Annotated in this window: 21 protein-coding genes; 9 read left to right on the top strand and 12 right to left on the bottom strand. The window is 72.1% G+C overall.

Annotation, left to right across the window (positions count from 1 at the left end; translation table 11 throughout):
* Nucleotides 1-5: 5 nt before the first annotated feature.
* Genes E1295_RS00590 through E1295_RS00575 form a run of 4 tightly spaced genes read right to left on the bottom strand, consistent with a single transcriptional unit; the run spans nt 6 to nt 4504 of the window.
* Complete coding sequence (locus E1295_RS00590) at nt 6-848, bottom strand: ABC transporter permease (protein ID WP_132627637.1); 843 nt, start codon at nt 846-848, stop codon at nt 6-8.
* On the bottom strand, nt 845-1762 hold the full coding sequence (locus tag E1295_RS00585; RefSeq protein ID WP_220448481.1) for an ABC transporter permease: 918 nt from the start codon (nt 1760-1762) through the stop codon (nt 845-847). Before E1295_RS00585 ends, E1295_RS00590 begins: the two co-directional genes overlap by 4 nt.
* Nucleotides 1763-1766: 4 nt before the next feature.
* Nucleotides 1767-3374, bottom strand: coding sequence for an ABC transporter substrate-binding protein (locus E1295_RS00580; protein WP_132627636.1), 1608 nt, complete (start codon nt 3372-3374; stop codon nt 1767-1769).
* Entirely contained in the window at nt 3371-4504 is a 1134-nt protein-coding gene (locus E1295_RS00575) for a C45 family autoproteolytic acyltransferase/hydrolase (protein WP_246079746.1), read from the bottom strand. Before E1295_RS00575 ends, E1295_RS00580 begins: the two co-directional genes overlap by 4 nt.
* 111 nt (nt 4505-4615) lie before the next feature.
* Here E1295_RS00575 and E1295_RS00570 point away from each other — a divergent pair, with 111 nt between their 5' ends.
* Complete coding sequence (locus E1295_RS00570; RefSeq protein WP_220448480.1) at nt 4616-5497, top strand: MurR/RpiR family transcriptional regulator; 882 nt, start codon at nt 4616-4618, stop codon at nt 5495-5497.
* Nucleotides 5498-5536: 39 nt separating this feature from the next.
* Entirely contained in the window at nt 5537-6367 is an 831-nt protein-coding gene (locus E1295_RS00565) for an undecaprenyl-diphosphate phosphatase (RefSeq protein ID WP_132627633.1), read from the top strand.
* Here the strand turns inward: E1295_RS00565 and E1295_RS00560 are convergent.
* Nucleotides 6336-6854, bottom strand: a complete 519-nt coding sequence (locus E1295_RS00560; RefSeq protein WP_132627632.1) for a hypothetical protein — start codon at nt 6852-6854, stop codon at nt 6336-6338. The two genes, E1295_RS00565 and E1295_RS00560, sit on opposite strands and share 32 nt — an antisense overlap.
* Before the next feature lie 55 nt (nt 6855-6909).
* On the opposite strand from E1295_RS00560, the gene E1295_RS00555 reads away from it, so the two are divergent.
* Nucleotides 6910-7530, top strand: coding sequence for a TetR/AcrR family transcriptional regulator (locus E1295_RS00555; RefSeq protein ID WP_132627631.1), 621 nt, complete (start codon nt 6910-6912; stop codon nt 7528-7530).
* Here the strand turns inward: E1295_RS00555 and E1295_RS00550 are convergent.
* Nucleotides 7473-8630, bottom strand: coding sequence for an MFS transporter (locus E1295_RS00550; protein ID WP_166427015.1), 1158 nt, complete (start codon nt 8628-8630; stop codon nt 7473-7475). The two genes, E1295_RS00555 and E1295_RS00550, sit on opposite strands and share 58 nt — an antisense overlap.
* Before the next feature lie 88 nt (nt 8631-8718).
* On the opposite strand from E1295_RS00550, the gene E1295_RS00545 reads away from it, so the two are divergent.
* Genes E1295_RS00545 through E1295_RS00535 form a run of 3 tightly spaced genes read left to right on the top strand, consistent with a single transcriptional unit; the run spans nt 8719 to nt 12183 of the window.
* On the top strand, nt 8719-9108 hold the full coding sequence (locus E1295_RS00545) for an ArsR/SmtB family transcription factor (protein WP_132627629.1): 390 nt from the start codon (nt 8719-8721) through the stop codon (nt 9106-9108).
* A 10-nt stretch (nt 9109-9118) separates the two neighbouring features.
* The gene (hrpB, locus tag E1295_RS00540) at nt 9119-11512 is read left to right on the top strand and encodes an ATP-dependent helicase HrpB (RefSeq protein WP_132627628.1); all 2394 of its coding nucleotides are present in this window, start codon (nt 9119-9121) and stop codon (nt 11510-11512) included.
* Nucleotides 11509-12183 carry a hypothetical protein gene (locus E1295_RS00535; RefSeq protein WP_132627627.1) on the top strand — a complete coding sequence of 225 codons (675 nt, stop codon included), beginning with the start codon at nt 11509-11511 and terminating at the stop codon, nt 12181-12183. Before hrpB ends, E1295_RS00535 begins: the two co-directional genes overlap by 4 nt.
* Before the next feature lie 15 nt (nt 12184-12198).
* Here E1295_RS00535 and E1295_RS00530 read toward each other — a convergent pair whose 3' ends face one another.
* Nucleotides 12199-13377, bottom strand: coding sequence for a threonine synthase (locus E1295_RS00530; protein WP_220448479.1), 1179 nt, complete (start codon nt 13375-13377; stop codon nt 12199-12201).
* A 56-nt stretch (nt 13378-13433) separates the two neighbouring features.
* Between E1295_RS00530 and E1295_RS00525 the strand changes: the two genes are divergently transcribed.
* Complete coding sequence (locus E1295_RS00525; RefSeq protein WP_132627625.1) at nt 13434-14876, top strand: amidase; 1443 nt, start codon at nt 13434-13436, stop codon at nt 14874-14876.
* A gap of 82 nt (nt 14877-14958) precedes the next feature.
* On the opposite strand, the gene E1295_RS00520 is transcribed toward E1295_RS00525, so the two are convergent.
* Genes E1295_RS00520 through deoC form a run of 4 tightly spaced genes read right to left on the bottom strand, consistent with a single transcriptional unit; the run spans nt 14959 to nt 18373 of the window.
* Complete coding sequence (locus E1295_RS00520) at nt 14959-15804, bottom strand: aldehyde dehydrogenase family protein (RefSeq protein ID WP_132627624.1); 846 nt, start codon at nt 15802-15804, stop codon at nt 14959-14961.
* A complete protein-coding gene (locus E1295_RS00515) occupies nt 15797-16009 on the bottom strand; it encodes a hypothetical protein (RefSeq protein WP_132627623.1) in 213 nt (70 codons plus the stop codon). The genes E1295_RS00520 and E1295_RS00515 overlap by 8 nt, the downstream gene beginning before the upstream one ends.
* On the bottom strand, nt 16002-17432 hold the full coding sequence (locus E1295_RS00510) for an aldehyde dehydrogenase family protein (protein WP_132627622.1): 1431 nt from the start codon (nt 17430-17432) through the stop codon (nt 16002-16004). The genes E1295_RS00515 and E1295_RS00510 overlap by 8 nt, the downstream gene beginning before the upstream one ends.
* Nucleotides 17432-18373: a deoxyribose-phosphate aldolase gene (gene deoC / locus E1295_RS00505; protein WP_132627621.1), complete on the bottom strand. Its 942-nt coding sequence runs from the start codon at nt 18371-18373 to the stop codon at nt 17432-17434. The genes E1295_RS00510 and deoC overlap by 1 nt, the downstream gene beginning before the upstream one ends.
* Before the next feature lie 239 nt (nt 18374-18612).
* On the opposite strand from deoC, the gene E1295_RS00500 reads away from it, so the two are divergent.
* Complete coding sequence (locus E1295_RS00500) at nt 18613-19113, top strand: SigE family RNA polymerase sigma factor (protein ID WP_132627620.1); 501 nt, start codon at nt 18613-18615, stop codon at nt 19111-19113.
* Complete coding sequence (locus E1295_RS00495) at nt 19110-19901, top strand: hypothetical protein (RefSeq protein WP_132627619.1); 792 nt, start codon at nt 19110-19112, stop codon at nt 19899-19901. The genes E1295_RS00500 and E1295_RS00495 overlap by 4 nt, the downstream gene beginning before the upstream one ends.
* Here E1295_RS00495 and E1295_RS00490 read toward each other — a convergent pair.
* Nucleotides 19896-20084, bottom strand: a complete 189-nt coding sequence (locus E1295_RS00490; RefSeq protein WP_132627618.1) for a hypothetical protein — start codon at nt 20082-20084, stop codon at nt 19896-19898. The two genes, E1295_RS00495 and E1295_RS00490, sit on opposite strands and share 6 nt — an antisense overlap.
* Nucleotides 20085-20429: the final 345 nt, after the last annotated feature.

The raw sequence follows: 20429 nt of genomic DNA, 5'->3' as shown, positions 1-20429 counted from the left end.
CAGCATCATGTGCCCCTCACGCCCATGCGGTCGGCGAGGCGCACGCCGATCACGTTGAACGACACGACCACGAGCGCGATGGCCGCGCCCGGCACCAGCACCGGCAGGAACGCCCCCTGCACGATCGCCGGCTGGCCCTCCTTGACCATCAGCCCCCAGTCGGAGGACGGCGGCTGCGCCCCGAACCCGAGGAAGCTCAGCGTGGCCAGGCTCATCAGCCCCTCCCCGAACAGCACGACCAGGTAGCCGACGATCGCGCGCGCCATGTTGGGCACCAGGTGCCGCACACAGATGGTGAACCCGCCCATGCCCTGCACCCGGTAGGCGTCGATGTACGGCTTGGCGCACTCGCCCAGCGCGACGCTCCTGGTGTAGCGGGCGATCGTCGGCGTGTAGGCCAGCCCGAGCGCGACGATGGCCGTGGTCATCCCGTTGCCGAACACGGCCACGATCAGCACGACGAACAGCAGCCCGGGGAAGGCGTACATGACGTCGGTCAGCCGGGCGACGACGGTGTCCACCCAGCCGCGGTGCCAGGCGGCCAGCGTGCCGAGCGCGACGCCGAGGATCGAGGCGATGGCGAGCAGCAGCAGCGGGCCGACGAGCGAGGTGCGGGCGCCGTACAGGACTCTGGTGAGCAGGTCGCGGCCGGACTGGTCGGCGCCGAGCGGATGCCCCGGCGACATGGGGGCGAGCGTGGCGGAGAAGTCGACCGCGTCCGGTTCGTACGGCGCCACGACCGGTGCGAGCAGGGCCGCCGCGACGACCAGCCCGAGGAAACCGGAGGCCAGCCAGTAGCCGAGGGGCCGCGCCGGCCTGGGCGAGAGGGTGGAGACGACGGCCGTCATGCCCGCCTCCTCACCCGGGGGTCGATGAGCGGCTGCAGCAGCTCGACGAGCGTGGTCACCACGATGTACGCGACCACCATGAACAACATCACCGCCTGGGTCACCGGGAAGTCGTGCGTGTTGATGGCCTTGACCAGCAGCGAGCCGATCCCGTTGAGGCTGAACGCGGTCTCGACGACCACGGTGCCCGCCAGCATGCCGGCGGTGACCAGCCCGCACATGGTGACGATCGGGCCGAGCGCGCCGCGGAGGACGTGCCTGGTGACGATCAGCCGCTCGGACAGGCCGGAGGCGCGGGCCACGGTCACGTGGTCGAGCTCGCGCTGTTCGACCATGGCCTGCCTGGTCACCCGGCTGATGATGGCGAGGGCGCCGAGCGCGAGCGTCACGGCGGGCAGGGTGAGGTGCCACAACGACCCGCCGCCCATGACGGGGAACCAGCCGAGCTGCACGCCGAACAGCGAGATCAGCACGGCGGCGGTGACGAACGACGGCACCGAGGTGGCCAGCGTGGTGCCGGCGACGACGGCGGAGTCGGTGCGGCCGCCGCGGACCGCCGCCAGCACCCCGAGGGCCACGCCGAACACCACGAACAGCACCGCCGCGTACGCCACCAGCCCGAGCGTGCTCGGCAGCCGCGCCATCATCAGGTCGAAGACCTGGTCGTTGTACTGCATCGAGCGCCCGAGGTCGCCGGTCACGGCGTCGCCGAGCCAGCGCGCGTACTGCACGAGGAAGGGGTCGTCCAGGTGGTACTGGGCACGGATGGCGGCCAGGTATTCGGGGGTCAGGTTCTCCTTGCCGCCCGCCAGGAACGTGACCGGGTCGCCGGGCGCCGCGTACGACGCCCCGAAGATCACGAACGAGGTGGCGAGCAGCGTGGCGACCAGCCCGGCCAGCTTGCGGACCGCCACGGCGTCAGCCCTTGGCCCCGAGGTCGGCCGCCCACGGGTAGCTCATGTGGACCTGCGAGGCGGGCGGGCCGGTGACCTTGCCGCCGAGCACGACCGCGTTGGGCACCTCGACGAGCGAGATCCACACCATGTCGGCGGTGAAGCGGCGCTGCAGCTCGATGACGTCCTTGGCGCGGGCCGCGTCGTCCGTGGTCTCCAGAGCCCTGGCCACGAGCTCGTCGTACTCGGGCGAGCTGAACTTGACCCAGTTGTTCGCCGAGCCGGTCAGCCCGTTGTCGTAGAAGCCGATCGGGTCGGACTTGGTGATGTACCAGTCGTCGGGCACGAGGTCGACCTGGGCGCGCAGCGACTTGTCGGTGTAGAAGCTGCCGAACTCGGACGCGGGCACGGTCTTGATCTGGGCGGTGAGCCCGATCTTCTTGGCCGCGTCGACCACCGCGTTGGCGATGACCGTACGGGCCTGCTCGCCGTTGGTGGCCACGATGATGGGCTCCTTGGGCGAGCCCGCCTCCTGCACGAGCTTCTTGGCCGCGTCGAGGTCGGGCGTCTCGGGGGCGCCCTGGAGCTGGTCGTAGGCCGTCTGGAACGCCTCCTTCTCGTACGACCAGGCGCCGGCCCCGACCGGCACCTTCCAGGGCCTGGCCAGCCCGGAGAAGCCAGACTTGGCGATGCCCGCGCGGTCGACGGCCAGCGACAGGGCCCGGCGGATCTTCGGGTCCTTCATCACGCCGCGGTCGGTGGGCAGCAGCACGTACACCCGGGTGGTGGCCCCGTAGGAGACGCTGACCGCCTGGTTGTCCTGCAGCGCGACCGCGGGCCCGGTGTCGGACAGGTAGGCGCCCTGCGCCTCACCGGTGACGAGGCTGTTGACCAGCGCCGTGTCCTCGGCCCACCGGAAGGTGATGCTCTTGGTGAGCGGCTTGACGTCCTTGTTCCAGTACGCGTCGTGGCGGGTGATCGTCAGGTGGCTGCCCGACTTCCACTCCTCCACCGTGTACGGCCCGCTGCAGGCGTCCTCGTGGCCCGGCGTGCCGAACTCCTTGCCCTGCTTCTCGACGACCTCCTTGTTCAGCACGATGCCCGCGCCGCCCGCGATGGCCTGCGCGAACAGCGAGTTGGGCTTCTTGAACGCGATCGTGACCTCGTGGTCGCCGGTCTTGGTGATCGAATCGACGTCCTCGAACTCGTCGGACTCGTCCATGCCGTCGCCGGCGTGCCGCTTGAGGCTCCACACGACGTCGTCGGCGGTGACGGGCGAGCCGTCGTGGAACGTGGCGTCCCGGCGCAGGGTGAGCACCATGGTCTTGGGGTCGGGCAGGTCGGCCTTCTCGGCCAGCCAGGGCTTGACGGTCAGGTCGGGCTGGGTCTGCATGAGGCGTTCGCAGACGTTCGCCATGATCGTACGGTTGTTGGTGCCGCCGTCGGTGTCGAGGTCGAGGGTGCCCGGTTCCTCGTCGACCAGCCAGACGGCGGAGTCGAGCGGGCCTGCCGCCTTCTCCGTGCGGTCGACCAGGGTGAGCTTGGCGGGGTCCGGCGCCTTGGTGGTCGCGGCGGGGCCGCCGCAGGCCGCGGTGAGACCGATGAGCCCAAGCAGGGCGAGCGTCTTCTTCACGGGGTCACTTCTCCATGCGGTCCGTCGTAGAGGTTCCAGGGCACGCGCTCGTACTCGTGGTCGCAGGGCGTGCCTGCCGCGATCAGGTAGTCGCCCGTGGTGAGGTCGACACAGCTCGACAGCAGCGTCGCCCACCGCTTGACGGCGGGCTGGGCGGGGTCGGGGTGGGTGCAGAGGGACTCGGGGTAGCCGAGGTGGTCGGACATGGCGAGCCGGATGCGCTTGCGGGCCTCGTCGGTGCCCGACGCCTCGGCCACGGCCCGCAGCCCGCCCTCGGCTCTCGGCACCCGGAACAGCGAGTCGGCCGAGCCCGGCCGGTAGGAGCCGGCCAGCTGGGGCGGCACGAACGCCTGGTAGTGGTTGCCGTGGACGAGCAGGCCGTCGGTCGGGTACATCCAGCCGACCGCTCCCGGCGTGGTCTCGAGGTCGATCGCGAAGCCCTCGCGGTGGGTGACGAGCGCGTTGCTGGCGATGTGGGCCCGCGACTTGGTCAGCGCCTCCAGCGCGGTGTTGAGGTTGTCGCTGTCGAGCACCCTGCGCCTGATCAGCGTCTGCGGCACGCCCACCGAGTCGTCGAAGCGCCCGCCCAGCCCGTTGGCGTTGAGTGCGATGCCCGCCGAGTTGGCCCCCTGCCGCCCGACCTGCCCCGCCTCCACGTGCATGATCACCGTGGGTTTGCCCGGCTGGACCACTCTGAGCACCATCAGCGTGCCGGACACCCCGTCGCGCCAGTCCCAGTTCTGGCCCGCGTAGACGTGGCCGTCGCCGGCGGCCTCCCCCATCAGCGCGAACGACGTGCACCCGTCGGGCTCCATGGAGCTGAACGTGGTGTCGTAGATGATCTCGCCGCGCGCGTTGAGCGCCAGCACGTCGAGGAAGTTCACCCCCGCGCCTTCGGCGATGCCCTCCATCTCCTCGATGAGGTCGGGCGCGAACGCCTTGCCGGGCTCCACCCACCGGGCCGCGCGCTGCACGACCTGCTCCCAGGTCAGGCCGCTGGAGTGCCCGAACGCCTCCGCGTAGTAGCTCAGCGCACGCTGGACGCGGTCACGGGCCTGCTCGCCGTACTGGCGTCCGCGCTCGCGCGGAGCGCCGGAGATCTCGACGAGAGGCAGGGAAGTGAGGCTCAATGGTGCTCCTTGGACCGACCGGCCTGTAACGTTCATTTCAGGAGGCGGCGATTCTGTAGCGGTCGTTTCCAAGAGAGAGTAATGAACGCTACAGGGGAGTCAATAGCCGTAATGGAAAATACACACGGTCCGGTCGAGCAGCTCAGGGCCACGGTCAGGCAGGTGTGGGACGAGCTGTCGCCGGCCGAGCGGGCGGTGTGCCAGTTCCTCGTCTCCGCCACACCCGAGCAGATCCTGTTCGCCAGCGCCCAGGAGCTCGGCGCCGCGACCGGCACCAGCAACGCCACCGTCGTGCGGACGATGCAGCGGCTCGGGTTCGGCGGGCTGCCGGGGCTGAAGCGTGCGCTGGCGGCCGAGTTCACCTCCGCGGTGGCTCCCGACGTACGCCTCAAGCAGCGCATCAGCCACGTCGGGCAGGACCTGTCGGGCATCTGGGAACGCGTCTTCGACGAGGCCCGCGAACGCATCGACCACTGCCGGCGGCTGTTCGACGAAGAACCGTTCAAGAAGGCGGTCGAGCTGCTGGTCAACGCGCCGGGCGTGCTCGTCTTCGGCACCGGCGCCTCCGACCCCGCCGCCCGCCACCTGGCGCTCAAGCTGGGCCGCCGCGGCCACCGCGCCCGCGCCACCTCGGCGACCGGCTTCGCGCTGGCCGACGACCTGCTCGCACTGAGCCACGGCGACGTGCTGGTCATCTTCCAGCCGGGCCGCCGCCTGAAGGAGATCACCGTGCTGATCGACCGGGCCCACGCGGTGGGCGCGGGCGTCGTCCTCATCTCCGACGAGCTCGGGGGCGAGTTCGCCGACCGGGTGGACGCCGTGCTCGCCGCTCCCCACACGCCCACGGGCATCACCGGCGAGCCTCTGACCGGCATCGTCCTCGGCGACGCGCTGCTGCTGGCGCTCGACTCCCTCGACCAGACCCGCTCGGTCGAGCACTCCCACCAACTGAGCGCATTACGCGAGCAACTGCTCGGCCCCCGTTTCCGCTAACCTCACCTCGTCACTCCCGCTGTCTCGGAAGGTTTCGTCGTGATCGGCTGGCTAGAAGCGGTGGTGCTGGGGCTGCTGCAGGGGCTCACGGAGTTCCTGCCGATCTCCTCCAGCGCCCACATCCGTGTGGTCTCCGCTTTCGTCGGCTGGCAGGACCCGGGAGCGGCGTTCACCGCGGTCATCCAGCTCGGCACCGAGACGGCCGTGCTGATCTATTTCCGCCAGGAGATCTGGGAGATCGTCTCCACCTGGACCCGCTCCCTGTTCATCAAGGAGCTGCGCGGCCACTGGGCGGCCCGCATGGGGTGGTACATCATCGCCGGCTCGCTGCCCATCGGCATCCTCGGCCTGCTGCTGAAAGACCAGATCGAGACCGTCTTCCGCGACCTGCGGCTGGTCGGCACCACGCTCATCGTCTTCGCCTGCATCCTGTGGCTGGCCGACCGCACGGCCCGCAACAAGCTCACGCTGGAGAAGCACCTGAGCCTGCCCCACGCCCTCGTCTACGGCTGCGCCCAGGCGCTCGCCCTGATCCCCGGCGTGTCCCGCTCCGGCGGCACCGTCACCGCCGGCCTGCTGCTCGACTACCGCCGCGAGGACGCCGCGAAATACTCGTTCCTGCTGGCGATCCCCGCCGTCCTGGCCTCCGGCCTGTACGAACTGCGCGAGATCGGCGAGGGCCCCGCGCCCGCGTGGGGCCCCACCATCCTGGCCACGGTCATCTCGTTCGTCGTGGGCTATCTGGCAGTGGCCTGGTTCCTCAGGTACATCAGCACCCACCGCTTCACCCCGTTCGTGATCTACCGGATCATCCTGGGGTTCTTCGTCATCCTGGCGGTCACGCTGGGCTGGATCCCGGCGAACGGCTGAAGGTGCGGGGAAAGCGGCTGCACAGGGCGAAGACGACGGCGAACAACGTCCAGGCGGCGACGTACGCGACCGGGTGGGCCCAGGCGTCGCCGACGAGGTCGGCCAGCGCGGCGCGGCCCTCGAAATAGCCGGCCAGGCCGGCGATCGCGCCCGGGATCGCGCCCCACCAGCGCGGCCACCACACCTCGTGGGAGACCACCCCGTAGATCACGGTGGCGATCGGGCCGCCGAGGACGAACTTCGCCCCCGGCGGGTCCGACATGAGGGCGGAGATCACCATGACCGCCACCGCCACCCCGGCCGTCAGCAGGACGACGGCGGCGAAAGGCGCGGGATTGTCCCGCGGATCGCCGTCACCGGGCTCGACGTCACTCAGCTCGCCGTCACCCGGCTCGACGCCCGGACCGCCGGGGGGCCGGTCGTCGTCGCGGTGCGCGGGGCCGTCGGCGGGGGCGGGCTCTTCGCGCGGGTCGTTTTTGTCAGGCATGGCGACCATTCTGACCCGGATCGGCCGTGAGCGGCGTCCCTGATTGAATGGCCTCATGGCCGGAGAACGGGGCAGGCGTCCGGGTAATCCGCAGACCAGGGAGCTGATCCTGTCGAAGGCGGTCGCGTCGTTCGTGTCCAGGGGCTATCCGGGCACGACGATCAGGGGCGTGGCCCGTGAGGCGGCCGTCGACCCCGCGCTGGTGATGCACTTCTTCGGCAGCAAGGACGGCCTGTTCGACGCGGCGATCAAGAAAAGCATGCCGGTGGCGCTGCTGGTCGAGGCCTTCGAGGGCGACGAGGAGCACCTCGCCGAGCGGCTCGTCACGCGCTACCTCCACCTGTGGGAGGACCCGTCGCACGGCCCCACCTTCGCGGCCGTGCTGCACGCGGCGGCGGCCTCTCCCGCGGCGGCCGACCTGCTGAAGGACCTGATGCGCAGGGAGCTGCTGACCCCGCTCGCCGGACGCCTGTCACGTGACCACCCCGAGATCCGCGGCCTGTTCGCGGCCTCGCAGATGATGGGCGTGGCGATGATGCGCTACGTCCTCAAGGTCGACCCGCTCGCCTCGATGCCCGTCCACCTGGTGGCGCGCACGGTGACGCCGGGCATCCAGCGTTACCTGACGGGCGCGCTCTCCCTGGAGGAGATCACGGGGACCGCCTCGGCCCGGTAGGTGACCAGCGTGAACAGCAGGGCCGCCAGCCCCAGCCCGGCGGACAACACGATCACACCTGGCCTGCCGAACGCGCCGAGCGCCGCGCCGCCCGCCAGCCCGGCCACGAACAACCCCAGATACTGCGCCGACGACAGCAGGCCCAGCCCGACGGGGACGTTGTCCGGCACCGCGGCCACGGTCCTGAACTGCTGGGCGGGTGCGAGCAGCCAGCCGAGCGCGCTCCACAGGAACGCCCACACCAGCGCGACGGGCAGCGCGAGGTTCGCGACGGGGATCAGGGCCAGGAAGATGGTGCCTGCGACCAGGGCGATCAGGATCATACGGCGCGGGCCGTACGCGTCGGTGAGCCGCCCGCCGAGCTGGTTGCCGACGACGGCGCCGAGCCCCCACGCCCACAACACGGCCGCCAGCGGCAGGTCGAACAGCGACCCGAGGTAGGTGTAGGCGGCGAAGCTCGCGGCGAACATCAGCACGTGCGTGCCCAGCACCGCCAGCACCCGCCGGTCGGCCAGCGGCACGAACCGGTCCTTCAGCCGCCCCGAGATCGGGATCGTGACGTCGGGCACCAGCACGGCCACTCCGGCGAACCCGGCGACCCCGAGCCCGGCGACCAGCCAGAGCGTGGCCCGCCAGCTCGCGGCGTCGCCCAGCCAGGTGCCGAGCGGCACGCCGATCGCGGACGCCAGGCTCAGCCCGCCGATCACCAGCGCCAGCGCACGGCCGCGACGCTCGGGAGCGCTCAGCGCGCTCGCCACGGCCGACGCGGTGGGCGTGAACATGGCGGCGCCGGCCGCGGCGAGCACCCGGGTGGCCAGAACCAGCGCGTACGTCGGCGCCAGCGCGGTCAGCGCGTTGCCCAGCACGAACACGCCCATCCCCGTGAGCAGCAGCGTCCTGCGCGGCATGCGCGCGGTCACGGCGGCGAGCGGGGGTGACAACACCGCGTACGTCAGCGCGAACACGGTCATGAGCTGACCGGCCGCCGCCGGGGAGACGTCGAGGTCCGCCGAGATGGGCGGCAACAGGCCGGCCGTGACGAACATGCCCGTGCCGATCGCGAAATTTCCGGCAGCCAGCGGGTAGAGCCGTGTGCTCACGATACCCTCCAGAGGAACAGTTGGACGGACATCAAACTGTCGCATTGTTTGATGGTTGTCAAACAATGCGACAGGGTACGATGCATCTATGCGTTCGCTCCCGCACCCGGCGACGGAGGACATCGAGCTCACCGAGGTCCTGCGGGCGCTCGCCGACCCGATCCGGCTGAAGATCGTCGCCCGGCTGGCCACGGTGGGCGAGCTGACCTGCGGAGAGGCCACCGACCACCTCGGCGTGCACAAGTCGACGGCCTCACACCACAACCGGGCGCTCAGGGAGGCAGGAGTCGTCCTCACCAAGCAGGAGGGGCGGCTGAAATACATCAGCCTGCGCCGCGACGACCTCGACGCCCGCTTCCCCGGCCTGCTCGACTCGATCCTCACCGCGTCCGGCGACCGCCCGGCCGAAACGACGCCCGGCGCCGCGCCCGGCGACCGCCCGCGCCTCACCGCATCCGGCGAGCGCGGCCGGGGTTGACCCGCTCGCCATGACCGGACCCGGACTGCCCATCCACCACGTCCTGCCCGAGCTGCTCGGCACGCTCGACCGGCACGGCACCGCCGTCCTCACCGCCCCGCCCGGCACCGGCAAGACGACGGTCGTGCCCCTGGCCCTGGCCGAGGCCGGGATGCGGGTGCTGGTGGCCGAACCGCGGCGCCTGGCCGTACGCGCGGCCGCCCGGCGCATGGGCGTGAACTACACGATCCGCGGCGAACGCCACACCGGAGCGAACCCCATGGTCGAGGTCGTCACCACCGGCGTGCTGCTCCAGCGCCTCCAGCGGGACCAGGAGCTGCCCGGCGTCGACGCGGTCATGCTCGACGAGTGCCACGAGCGCCACCTCGACGCCGACACCGCGCTCGCGTTCCTCCTCGACGTACGCGACACGCTCCGGCCCGACCTGCGGTTGCTGGCCACGTCCGCCACCGCCGACGCGCAGCCGTGGTCGCGGCTGCTGGGCGGGCCCGTCGTCGCGGCCACCGGCGCCACGCACCCGGTGGAGACGGTGTGGGCGCCCCCGCCGCGCCCGGCCACCCCGCCGCACGGCCTGCGCGTCGATCCCGCGCTGCTGTCCCACGTGGCCGCGACCGTACGGCGGGCGCTCGCGGAGCGGGACGGCGACGTCCTGTGCTTCCTGCCCGGCGTGGGCGAGATCGCGAAGGTCGCGGGGCTGCTGGCGGGAGCCGGCGTGGAGGTGCTGCAGGTCCACGGCCAGGCTCCGGCCCGGGTCCAGGACGCCGTGCTGTCGCCCGGCACGGCCCGCAGGGTGGTGCTGGCCACGTCGGTCGCCGAGTCGAGCCTGACCGTCCCCGGCGTCCGGGTGGTGGTCGACTCGGGGCTGGCCCGCGAACCGCGCACCGACCACGCCCGCGGCCTCGGCTCGCTCACCACGGTCAGGGTGTCGAAGGCGTCGGCGGACCAGCGGGCCGGACGGGCGGGCCGTGAGGCTCCCGGCGCGGTCTACCGCTGCTGGCCGGCCGCCGACCACGAACGCCTCGCCGACCACGCCAGGCCGGAGATCGTGCTGGCCGACCTGACGGGGTTCGCGCTGCAGGCGGCCTGCTGGGGCGCGCCGGACGCGTCCGGGCTGGCGCTCCTCGACCCGCCGCCGGCCGCCGCGATGTCCGCCGCCACCCGCGTGCTGGAGGCTCTCGGAGCTGTGGACGGGGGGCGGGTGACCGGCCGCGGGCAGCGGATGGCGCTCGCGGGCGTGCACCCGCGCCTGGCCCGCGCCCTGATCGACCTCGGGCCCCGCGCCGCCGAGGTGGTGGCCCTGCTGTCGGAGCAGCCGCCGCGCGAGGCGGGCGACGACCTGGTGGAGCTCTGGCGTACGGCCCGGCGCGGCGGCACCCCGTACACCGCCCGCTGGCGCCGCGAGACCGCCCGCCTGCGCCGCACCGCCACCGGACACCACGCGAGCGAGGCCGCGGGGGTGGACGAAGAGACGGCCGGGGCGGCCGTGGCGCTGGCGTTCCCCGAGCGGGTGGCGCGCAGGAGGGGCGGCGGCTATCTCATGGCGTCCGGCACCCAGGCCCAGCTGGCGGAGAGCTCGAAGCTGGCCACCGCGACCTGGCTGGCCATCGCCGTGGCCGACCGCCCGGCCGGTTCGGCGTCGGCCCGCGTACGCCAGGCGGTCGTCATCGACGAGGAGACCGCCAGGCTGGCCTGCCCCGTCACCACGGAGGACGAGGTGGCCTGGCGGGTGCCGCCGGGTGAGCGGCGCGGCGACGTCTCCGCCCGCCGGGTGGAGCGCCTGGGCGCGATCGAGCTGTCCGCGACACCGCTCAAGGACGCCGACGTCCGCGCGGCCATCCTGTACGGCCTGCGCACGGAAGACGTCCTGACCTGGACGAAGCAGGCCAGGGACCTCAGGGACCGCCTGGCCTTCTGCCACCGCGCGATCGGCCCGCCGTGGCCCCCGGTGGACGCGCTCGCCGACCTGGCCGACCAGTGGCTCGAACCCGAGTTGTCGAGGGCCCGCCGCCGCGCCGACCTCGAACGCATCGACGTGGCGTCCGCGCTGCGGCGCCTGATCCCGTGGAGCGAGCGGCTGGAGGTGGCCGCTCCCGAACGGATCGAGGTCCCGAGCGGTTCCCGCGTCCGGGTGGACTACTCGGGTGAGCAGCCGGTGCTGGCGGTGAAGCTGCAGGAGTTGTTCGGCCGGCAGGAGACACCGGAGATCTCCGGCGTGCCGGTGCTGGTGCACCTGCTCTCCCCTGCGGGCCGGCCGGTGGCGGTCACCGCGGACCTGGCCTCGTTCTGGCGTGACGGCTACCGGTCCGTACGCGCCGAACTCCGCGGCCGCTACCCCAGGCACCCGTGGCCGGAGGACCCCCTGACAGCCACGCCGACCAGGCGAGCGAAACGGAGCGCACCATGACCGACCTGCGAGTGGCGGCCGTGCACGACAACGCCGGGTGGTGCGACACGATGTGCCGCGCCCACGGCGTGCCCGGCACGTACCACGGCGGCAGGGTCTGGGCCAGCTCCGTCAGGACGCCGATGTTCTACCCCGACGCCGTCACGCTCTCTCCCGACACGACGGCGGCCGACGTGCTGAGCGGCATCGACGCGGGGCCGGGAGCGTCGGTCAAGGACAGTTACGCGGCACTCGACCTTCCGGGCTTCGACGTGCTGTTCGAGGCCCAGTGGATCCACCGGCCCGCGCCCGGGCGGGCGGACACCGCGATCGCGTGGGAGGTCGTCGGCGACGCGGCCACGCTGGGCGAGTGGGAGCGGGCGGCCTTCGGCGGCGAGGTGACGGGCCTGTTCCCGCCCGCGCTGCTGAAGGAGGAGGTGCGCATCCTCGGCGCCAGGGCCGGCGGCGAGATCGTCTGCGGCTCGGTGCTCACCCCGGGCGACGGGGTGGCGGGCGTCTCCAACGTCTTCGCCTCCGGCTGCGACTCCGGCACCGCGTGGGCCGGCACGCTGGCCATGGCCGCCGAACTCCTGCCGGGCCGCCCGCTGGTCGGCTACGAGAGCGACCTGGAGGTCCCCCTCGGCCACGGCTTCACCTCGATCGGTCCGCTCCGCGTCTGGCTCAGGTCCTGACCACCCCTCGCGCGCTCAGGGCAGGAGGTCGTCGAGGGTAGGGGCCGGCGGGGCGGGGAAGCTCTCGGACCCCACGCCCACGTCCTTGAAGCCGCTGGACGTGGCGATGCACACCACGGGCCCGTCGAAGTCGCGTCCGAGCCGGCGATGACCGGCCACGCCCGCCGCCCCCGACAGCTCCTGCCACATGCCCTGCCCGGCCAGGTCGCGCTGCGCCGCGCGCAGTTCCTCGTCGGTCACCAGCACCGCCTCGCCGCCGCTGTCCCGCACGGCCAGCACCCCGCGGTGGCCGCCGACCGGCCCGGCGATGCCGTACGCGTCGCTGCGTCCGAGCTCGACGATCGCGGCGGGCGCGCCGGTGGACAGGGCCCTGGCGTGGGGGCCGCCCGCCGCGGTCTCGCAGGAGTACATCCGGGGCACGGTGCCGGCGACCCCCAGCCGCCGCAGCTCGGTGAATCCCTTCCACACCCCGTAGAGCAGTTCGGCGTAGCCGGTGGGCGCGAAGACGGCCGCGGGTGCCCGTCCGAGCTGCCGGAACAGCTCGTACGCGATCGTCTTGTAGCCCTCCGGCCCGAACGGGTGCCCGGTGTGGGTCACGGTCTGGTTGCTGACGGGGTGGTAGCCGAGCCGGTCGACGACCTCGCGCAGCAGCGGCCAGCGCGCCTCGATGGGCACGGACACGACCTTGGCGCCGTACGAGCGCGCGAAGGACTGGACGGCGGGCGGCGAGGTGGCGGAGCTCAGCACGATCGCGGGCAGCCCGGCCCTGGCCGCGTAGGCGGCGGCCGAGGCGCCGTGGTTGCCGGAGGAGGCCACGACGATGCCGGGCGCGCCCGCGGCGAGGGCGGCGCTGACGGTCACCCGGTTCAGGCGGTCCTTGTGGGACCAGGTGGGGTTGCGCGACTCGTCCTTGACGTGGACGCCGTCGAACTCCACCAGCGGTGTCCCGCCCTCCCCCAGCGTGGGGGCCTCCAGGGGCGGCAGCAGCGGCGACCAGCGCGCGATGTCGGGGCCGGGCTCCTGCGCGAACAGCGCCGGGTCGACCTGGTCGTAGTCGTAGTCGACGTCGAGCGGGTAGGCGATCTCGTCGGTGCTGGTGCGGGGGCAGCCCCGGGTCAGTGGCGGGAACAGCGGGAATTCGGCCGAGCGGTCACCGAGGGAGCGCTGACGGCGGGCGAGGGACGATCCGTTCACGCGTACCGACCTTATACAGGCTCGCGTCCCCATGGGAAAAGCTGCACACTCTAGTCATGTTGTGGGCAGGCAGGTCCGCTGTCGAGATCGCGACGGCCGTCAGGAACGGGGACGTCACTGCCGTGGCCGTCGTCGAGGAGCATCTCCATGCCATCTCGGAGCGCGACCCGAGATTACGGGCCTTCCGGCTGGTCAGAGAGCAGGCGGTGGACGAGGCGCGCGCGTTGCAGAAGCGGCGCGACCTCGCGGAGCTGCCGCTGGCGGGCGTGCCGGTGGCGGTGAAGGACAACGTGGAGGTGGCCGGCGAGACCATGCGCGCCGGTTCGGTGGCGACGCCCGACGTGCCCGCGCGGCAGGACCACGAGACGGTGGCCCGCCTGCGCGCGGCGGGCGCGGTCGTCGTCGGCCTGACGAACCTGCCGGAGCTGGGGCTGGTCGCGTTCGGCGACAGCGCCTACGGCATCGCGCGCAACCCGTGGGAGCTGGCGCGCACGCCCGGCGGCTCGTCGGCGGGCAGCGCCGCGGCGGTGGCCGCGGGCATGGTGCCGCTGGCGCTCGGCAACGACGGCATGGGTTCGGTACGCATCCCGGCGGCGTGCTGCGGGGTGCTCGGCATCAAGCCGGGCACCGGGCTGGTGCCGCCGCCCTCCGACGACTGGGACCGGTTGTGCGAGAACGGCCCGCTGGCCCGGACGGCCCCGGACCTGGCGCTGGCGCTGTCGGTGCTGGCGGCTGACCCCACGCTGGCCCGTGCGTGGCGGTCGGGGCGGCGGGAGGAGCCGAGCCCGCCCATGTTGCGTTCGGTCTGGGCCGACGACGACAAGGTGTGGGAGCCGCAACCGCCGCCCGAGGGGCCTGAGCCGTTCGACCTGCGGGTGGCGTACGCCCCGCAGCCGCTGCCCGCGGGCCTGCCCGTGGACAAGGAGTTCCAGGCCGCCGTACGCGCGGCGGGCGAGACGTTGCGCGTGGCCGGGCACACGGTGGTCGAGCACACCCGCAGGCTGCCCGCCTGGCTGGGGCCGGCGTCGGTGGCGGCGTGGCTGGTCAGGTCCGCGGCGGCGGCGGACGGCCTGGACCGGGGGCGGTTGGAGCGGCGTACGCGGGCGCTGAGCCGCGCGGGCCGGGCCCTCGGCGCGCTCAAGCTGGACGGCGCGCGCGGCCGGGAGCGCTGGAGCGGCTACGGCGCCGACCAGTGGTTCGGCAACGCCGACGCCATGATCATGCCCGCGCTGGCCGCGCTCCCGCCGCTGGCCGACCGCTGGGGGTCGCGCGGTTTCGTCCGCAACACGGTGACGAACGTCAGGTACGCCCCCGCCACCGGCGCGTGGAACATGTGCGGCTGGCCCGCGATCACCGTGCCCATCGCCACGCATTCGAGCGCGCTGCCCATCGCGGTGCAGATCGTGGCCCCGCCCGGCGGCGAGCCGCACCTGCTCGGCCTGGCGGCGCAGTTGCAGACCGCGCATCCGCCGCTCAGGCCGCCGGGCCTCGGCTTCTGAATCTCTCGCGTGCGTACGGGCCGGCTTCGGCGGAGCGGACCTCGCCTCCGTCCCCCCGGCCTGGACCGAGGGGACGGCGTGGTCAGATGCCGATCGGGTGCCAGACGGTCTTGGTCTCGAGGAACCGGGTCATCCGCCCGGTCCCGGGGTCGGCCGTCCAGTCCTGCGGGGCGGGCCGCAGCACCCGCTTGAGGTTCTCCGCCGCCGCCTGCTCGCACCGCAGCGCGAGATCGGCGTCGTCGACCCCGGTCAGGTCGAGCCCGTTGACGTCCATGTGGCCGGCCAGCCAGGGAGCCAGCTCGGCCTGCGACCCGGTGAGGATGTTGACGACCCCGCCCGGCAGGTCGGACGTGGCCAGCACCTCGGCCAGGGTGATCGCCGCGAGCGGGGACGGCTCGGAGGCCACCACCACGCAGGTGTTTCCGGTGACGATCACCGGGGCGACCACCGACACCAGCCCGAGCAGCGGATCGTCGGGCGCCACGACGGCCACCACGCCGGTCGGCTCGGGCGACGACAGGTTGAAGTAAGGACCCGCCACCGGGTTGGCCGCACCGTGCACCGCGGCGATCTTGTCGGACCATCCCGCGTACCAGACGAGCCGGTCGACCGTCGCGTCGACCCGCTCGGCCGCCGCCCGCTTGCCGCCGCCGAGTTCCTCGACGAACTGGCCGCGCCGGCCCTCCAGCATCTCGGCCACGCGGTAGAGGATCTGCCCCCGGTTGTAGGGGGTCGCGCCCGACCAGCCGGGGAACGCCCTGCGGGCGGCCACCACGGCGTCGCGGGCGTCCTTGCGCGAGGCGCGCGATGCGTTGGCGAGGAAGTCGCCCTTGGCCGAGGTCACAGGGTAGGACCTCCCACTCTCCGAGCGCGGGAACGCCCCTCCGATGTACAGCTTGTAGGTCTTTCTGACGGACAACCTACTCATCGCCGCGCCCCCTCCACGTGGACTCCTGCGACATCTCGACCAGCACGAACACCTGGCCGCACCGGCTCACGCCGCAGCGGTGCGCGAACAGGCCGGTGCGCACGGGACGCCCGGCCCTGGCGAAGGCATGCCCGCTCGCGGCGCGCCCGCGGCGCAGCCCGCACCGGGAGCCGGGCGTGCGGCCCGGTTGGTGACGCTCACACATCGAGGTACGCCTCCAGCCCGTGCAGCCCGCCTTCCCTGCCGTATCCCGACTCCTTGTAGCCGCCGAACGGGGAGGCCGGGTCGAACTTGTTGAACGTGTTGGCCCAGACGACCCCCGCCCTCAGCCGGTCGGCCATCCACAGGATGCGCGAGCCCTTCTCCGTCCAGACGCCGGCGGACAGCCCGTACGGCGTGTTGTTGGCCTTCTCGACGGCCTCGGCCGGCGTGCGGAAGGTCAGCACCGACAGCACGGGGCCGAAGATCTCCTGCCTGGCGATGCTGTGCGACTGCGCGACCCCGGTGAAGACGGTCGGCGGGAACCAGAACCCCTTGTCCGGCAGCTCGCAGGCGGGCGACCAGCGCTGCGCGCCCTCGCTCTCGCCGAGGTCGCTCAGCGAACGGATCTTCGCCAGCTGCTCGGCGGAGTTGATCGCGCCGATGTCGGTGTTCTTGTCGAGCGGGTCGCCCAGTCTCAGCGTGCTCAGCCGCCTGCGCAGCGACTCCAGCACCTCCTCCTGCACGGACTCCTGCACCAGCAGCCGCGACCCGGCGCAGCACACGTGGCCCTGGTTGAAGAAGATGCCGTTGACGATGCCCTCGACGGCCTGGTCGACGGCGGCGTCCTCGAACACGATGTTGGCCGCCTTGCCGCCCAGTTCCAGGGTCAGCTTCTTGCCGGTGCCCGCCACCGCGCGCGCGATGATCCGGCCCACCTCGGTGGAGCCGGTGAAGGCCACCTTGTCGACGTCGGGGTGGCCGACCACGGCGGCGCCGGTCTCGCCCGCGCCGGTCACGATGTTGACCACGCCCGGCGGTAGCTCGGCCTGGCGGCAGATGTCGGCGAAGGCCAGCGCGGTCAGCGGCGTCGTCTCGGCCGGCTTGAGCACCACCGTGTTGCCGCAGGCCAGCGCGGGAGCGATCTTCCAGGCCAGCATGAGCAGCGGGAAGTTCCACGGGATGACCTGCCCGGCCACGCCGAGCGGCCTGGGCTCGCCGAACCCGGCGTAGGCCAGCTTGTCGGCCCACCCCGCGTAGTAGAAGAAGTGGGCCGCCACCAGCGGCACGTCCACGTCGCGCGACTCGCGGATGGGCTTGCCGTTGTCGAGCGACTCCAGCACGGCCAGCTCGCGGGCGCGTTCCTGGATGATCCGCGCGATCCTGAACAGGTATTTCGCCCGCTCGGCGCCGGGCAGGGCGCTCCAGACGCCGAACGCCTTGCGCGCGGCCTGCACGGCCCTGTCGACGTCGTCGGAGGAGGCCGTGGCCACCTCGGCCAGCGTCTCCTCGGTGGCGGGGTTGACCGTCTTGAACGGGGTGCCGGAGCCGTCGACGAACTCACCGTTAACGAACAGCCCATATGAGGGCCTGATGTCGACGACGTCGCGCGACTCGGGCGCGGGTGCGTACTCGAAGATCGCCATCATCAGTCCAGGGTGAAGTAGTCGGGGCCCGCGTAGCGGCCGGTGGACAGCTTCTGGCGCTGCATGAGCAGGTCGTTGAGGAGCGACGACGCGCCCAGCCTGAACCAGTCGGGCGAGAGCCAGTCGTCGCCGGCCGTCTCGTTGACCAGCACCAGGTTCTTGATGGCGTCTTTGGCGGTGCGGATGCCGCCGGCCGGCTTGACCCCCACCTGGCGGCCGGTCGCGTCGCGGAAGTCGCGCACCGCCTCCAGCATGATCAGCGTCACCGGCGGTGTCGCCGCCGGCGACACCTTGCCCGTCGAGGTCTTGATGAAGTCGGCGCCGGCCAGCATCGCCAGCCAGGACGCCCGCCGGACGTTGTCGTAGGTGGCCAGTTCGCCGGTCTCGAGGATCACCTTCAGGTGGGCCGCCCCGCAGGCCGCCTTCACCGCGACGATCTCGTCGTAGACCTTCATGTAGCGGCCGGACAGGAACGCGCCCCGGTCGATCACCATGTCGATCTCGTCTGCGCCGGCCGCCACCGCCGCCGCGGTCTCACCGACCTTGACGTCGAGGGAGGAGCGGCCGCTCGGGAACGCGGTCGCCACGGAGGCCACCTTGACCCCGGTGCCGCCGAGCGCCCCGACCGCCACGGGGACGAGGTCGGGATAGACGCAGACGGCCGCCACCTTGGGCGCGTCACCGCCGGGCCGCACGGCCTTGGCGCACATCGCGCGCACCTTGCCGGCCGTGTCGGCCCCTTCCAGCGTGGTCAGGTCGACCATCGAGATGGCGAGGTCGATGGCCTGCGCCTTGGCCGTGGTCTTGATCGAACGGGTGCCCAGCATCGCCGCCCGCTGGTCCGCGCCGACCCGGTCGACACCGGGCAGGCCGTGCAGGAATGCTCGCAACGCGGTGTCGGACGAAGCGACGTCCGTGAGCGAGGTAGTCACAGTTGACACCATCACAGCATCGCCGACCAGGGCCTCCACCTCCAAACCAGACCACCTTAGAGGTTGTTGCTGAACTCTCCGATGCTGGGTGGATGATCTAGCTTCGCCGAAGCACGGCCGCAGTCTGTAACCGCTGCAGGGGTAGGTGTAAAGCTCTTTGAGGTGCCGAGGCTTTCTGCGGACCTTCGGTAAACCGTTCGCCGCTCCCAGGTTGTAGTCATCGTCAGAGACGATCGAGACGGAGATGGTGGATGGACGACGGGTTCGCCGAATATGTGGCGCAACGCCACTTGCGGCTGTGCCGGATGGCGTATCTTCTCGCCCGGGACTGGGGCACGGCCGAGGATCTCGTGCAGTCCGCGCTGGCCAAGGCATGGGTTGCCTGGCGGCGGATCGAGGGCAACCCCGATCCGTACGTCTATCGGATCATCGTGAACACCCACGCGTCCTGGTGGCGCCGGCGCTGGCGTGGGGAGGTCCCGGCGGAGAGCCTGCCCGAGAGGGCCGATCCGCGCGACCGGGCCGGTGAGGTGGACGAGCGGGACGCTCTGTGGAGCGCGATCGGCACGCTGTCTTCACGCCAGCGCGCGGTGATCGTTCTGCACTACTTCGAGGGGCGGACGCTCACCCAGGTCGCCGACATTGTCGGCTGCTCGTTGGGCGCGGTGAAGAGCCAGCTCAGCCGGGCTCTCACCCGCCTTCGGGTCGATCCGGACATTCAGACGATGCAGGTGGAGAGGGCCCAGCGATGACGCACAGCACGAGCGACTTGGAACGGCTGCTGAACGAACGTGGCCAAGAACGGGCGGGCGGCGGACCCACCGCTCATCTCGACACGATCATCCGGCGGGGACGCCGCATCCGCCGTGCGCGGCGGGCGGTGGCAGCTGGGGGTGCGCTGGCCATCGCCGTCGTCGCCGCGGGACTGGTGAACGGCCTGCTGGCCGGAGCGTCCCGGCTGGACAGGTCGACGGTGGCCCAGTCTCCCGCAGACTCGGCCCAGGTCAAGCCCGCTGTGAAGCTTCCCGAAAGCCTCCACGTGGTGTTGGGGGGTAAGAACTTCTACCTGCCCCTCCTGCGCTCCGAGCGCTTCACGACCACGGGCGCCGCCAAGACGGTGACGTTCACCCCGGCCAGCTACTACACCGGATACAAGGTGGTCTGTGATGATGCCCGAGCGTGGGTAGTCATACAGACCAAGCTCAAGGGCGGCGAAATAGGTGGAACCGCCGGGCGGTGCGACCCCCCGGGGGGCGGACATCACGACAAGTTGTCCGCACCCGCCGACTGGCTGAAGCGCCCGCAGTCGCTGAAGGTCTGGGTCTTCCCTGCCGACGCCCCCGTCCGGGAGGTGGCGCAAGCCGTCGCCGGCTGCCCCCTCGCCCCGAAGTCCAAGGAGTGTGACGACGAAGCCGCCGCCCACGCTCTTATGCGCCCCGAAGTTCTCGAACGCCTGTCCTCCAAGGTCGGTGAACGGCCAGGCAGCTGGGCCGTCGGCGTCTACGACCGCCCGTCCCCAACCCCCTCGGCGGGTTCATGAGGGTTCTGGCCGCGAGCACGCCTCGGCCATGGCCTCCGACAGGGCGTCCAATGCGGCCGGATAGGCGCGCTCCGACAGGGCGGCGAAGCCGATCAGCACGCCCTGCGACCAGCCGGGGGGGTCTTGGTGCAGCTTGGTCAGGCCGGGCACCGCCACACCCCGGCCGCTGGCAGGCCGAAGCACAGACAGTTACCTTGGGGCTCATCGCACGAACCCGAGTGGGAGGGTCGAAGACTGAGCCGCGAGACCAGCTCGCCGTCAGGTGCGGTAGCGGCGGGCGGCGGTGTTCGAACTGACATCCAGAACTGCGGTGATCTCGTCCCAGGTGGCACCGGCCGCTCGGTCGGCGGTGACGGCCGCGGCCAGGACGGCGCGGGCCTGGGCGAGCAGGGACAGCGCGGCGTTGGTATAGCCGGCGGTGCCGGGTGGTGAGCCCGGCCGGACGCGCTTCCATCAACGCCATCCGGACTCGTTCACCACACACGTTCGTCGGCAGCCTGGCCTGCTGCCTGCTCGCTGCCCCCGTCC

The sequence above is a fragment of the Nonomuraea mesophila genome (genome assembly GCF_004352805.1).
In the GTDB taxonomy this organism is placed as follows: domain Bacteria; phylum Actinomycetota; class Actinomycetes; order Streptosporangiales; family Streptosporangiaceae; genus Nonomuraea; species Nonomuraea longispora.
The sequence above is the reverse complement of the archived record's forward strand: the minus strand, read 5'-3'. Positions and strand labels throughout refer to the sequence as shown.

Coding starts and splice junctions, on each gene's coding strand:
- E1295_RS00510 (WP_132627622.1), bottom strand. CDS start 17,432: ATGATGGCGATCTTCGAGTACGCACCCGCGCCCGAGTCGCGCGACGTC.
- E1295_RS00555 (WP_132627631.1), top strand. CDS start 6,910: ATGGCCGGAGAACGGGGCAGGCGTCCGGGTAATCCGCAGACCAGGGAG.
- E1295_RS00560 (WP_132627632.1), bottom strand. CDS start 6,854: ATGCCTGACAAAAACGACCCGCGCGAAGAGCCCGCCCCCGCCGACGGC.
- E1295_RS00515 (WP_132627623.1), bottom strand. CDS start 16,009: ATGTGTGAGCGTCACCAACCGGGCCGCACGCCCGGCTCCCGGTGCGGG.
- E1295_RS00570 (WP_220448480.1), top strand. CDS start 4,616: ATGGAAAATACACACGGTCCGGTCGAGCAGCTCAGGGCCACGGTCAGG.
- E1295_RS00545 (WP_132627629.1), top strand. CDS start 8,719: ATGCGTTCGCTCCCGCACCCGGCGACGGAGGACATCGAGCTCACCGAG.
- E1295_RS00495 (WP_132627619.1), top strand. CDS start 19,110: ATGACGCACAGCACGAGCGACTTGGAACGGCTGCTGAACGAACGTGGC.
- E1295_RS00500 (WP_132627620.1), top strand. CDS start 18,613: ATGGACGACGGGTTCGCCGAATATGTGGCGCAACGCCACTTGCGGCTG.
- hrpB (WP_132627628.1), top strand. CDS start 9,119: ATGACCGGACCCGGACTGCCCATCCACCACGTCCTGCCCGAGCTGCTC.
- E1295_RS00535 (WP_132627627.1), top strand. CDS start 11,509: ATGACCGACCTGCGAGTGGCGGCCGTGCACGACAACGCCGGGTGGTGC.
- E1295_RS00520 (WP_132627624.1), bottom strand. CDS start 15,804: ATGAGTAGGTTGTCCGTCAGAAAGACCTACAAGCTGTACATCGGAGGG.
- E1295_RS00525 (WP_132627625.1), top strand. CDS start 13,434: ATGTTGTGGGCAGGCAGGTCCGCTGTCGAGATCGCGACGGCCGTCAGG.
- deoC (WP_132627621.1), bottom strand. CDS start 18,373: ATGGTGTCAACTGTGACTACCTCGCTCACGGACGTCGCTTCGTCCGAC.
- E1295_RS00590 (WP_132627637.1), bottom strand. CDS start 848: ATGACGGCCGTCGTCTCCACCCTCTCGCCCAGGCCGGCGCGGCCCCTC.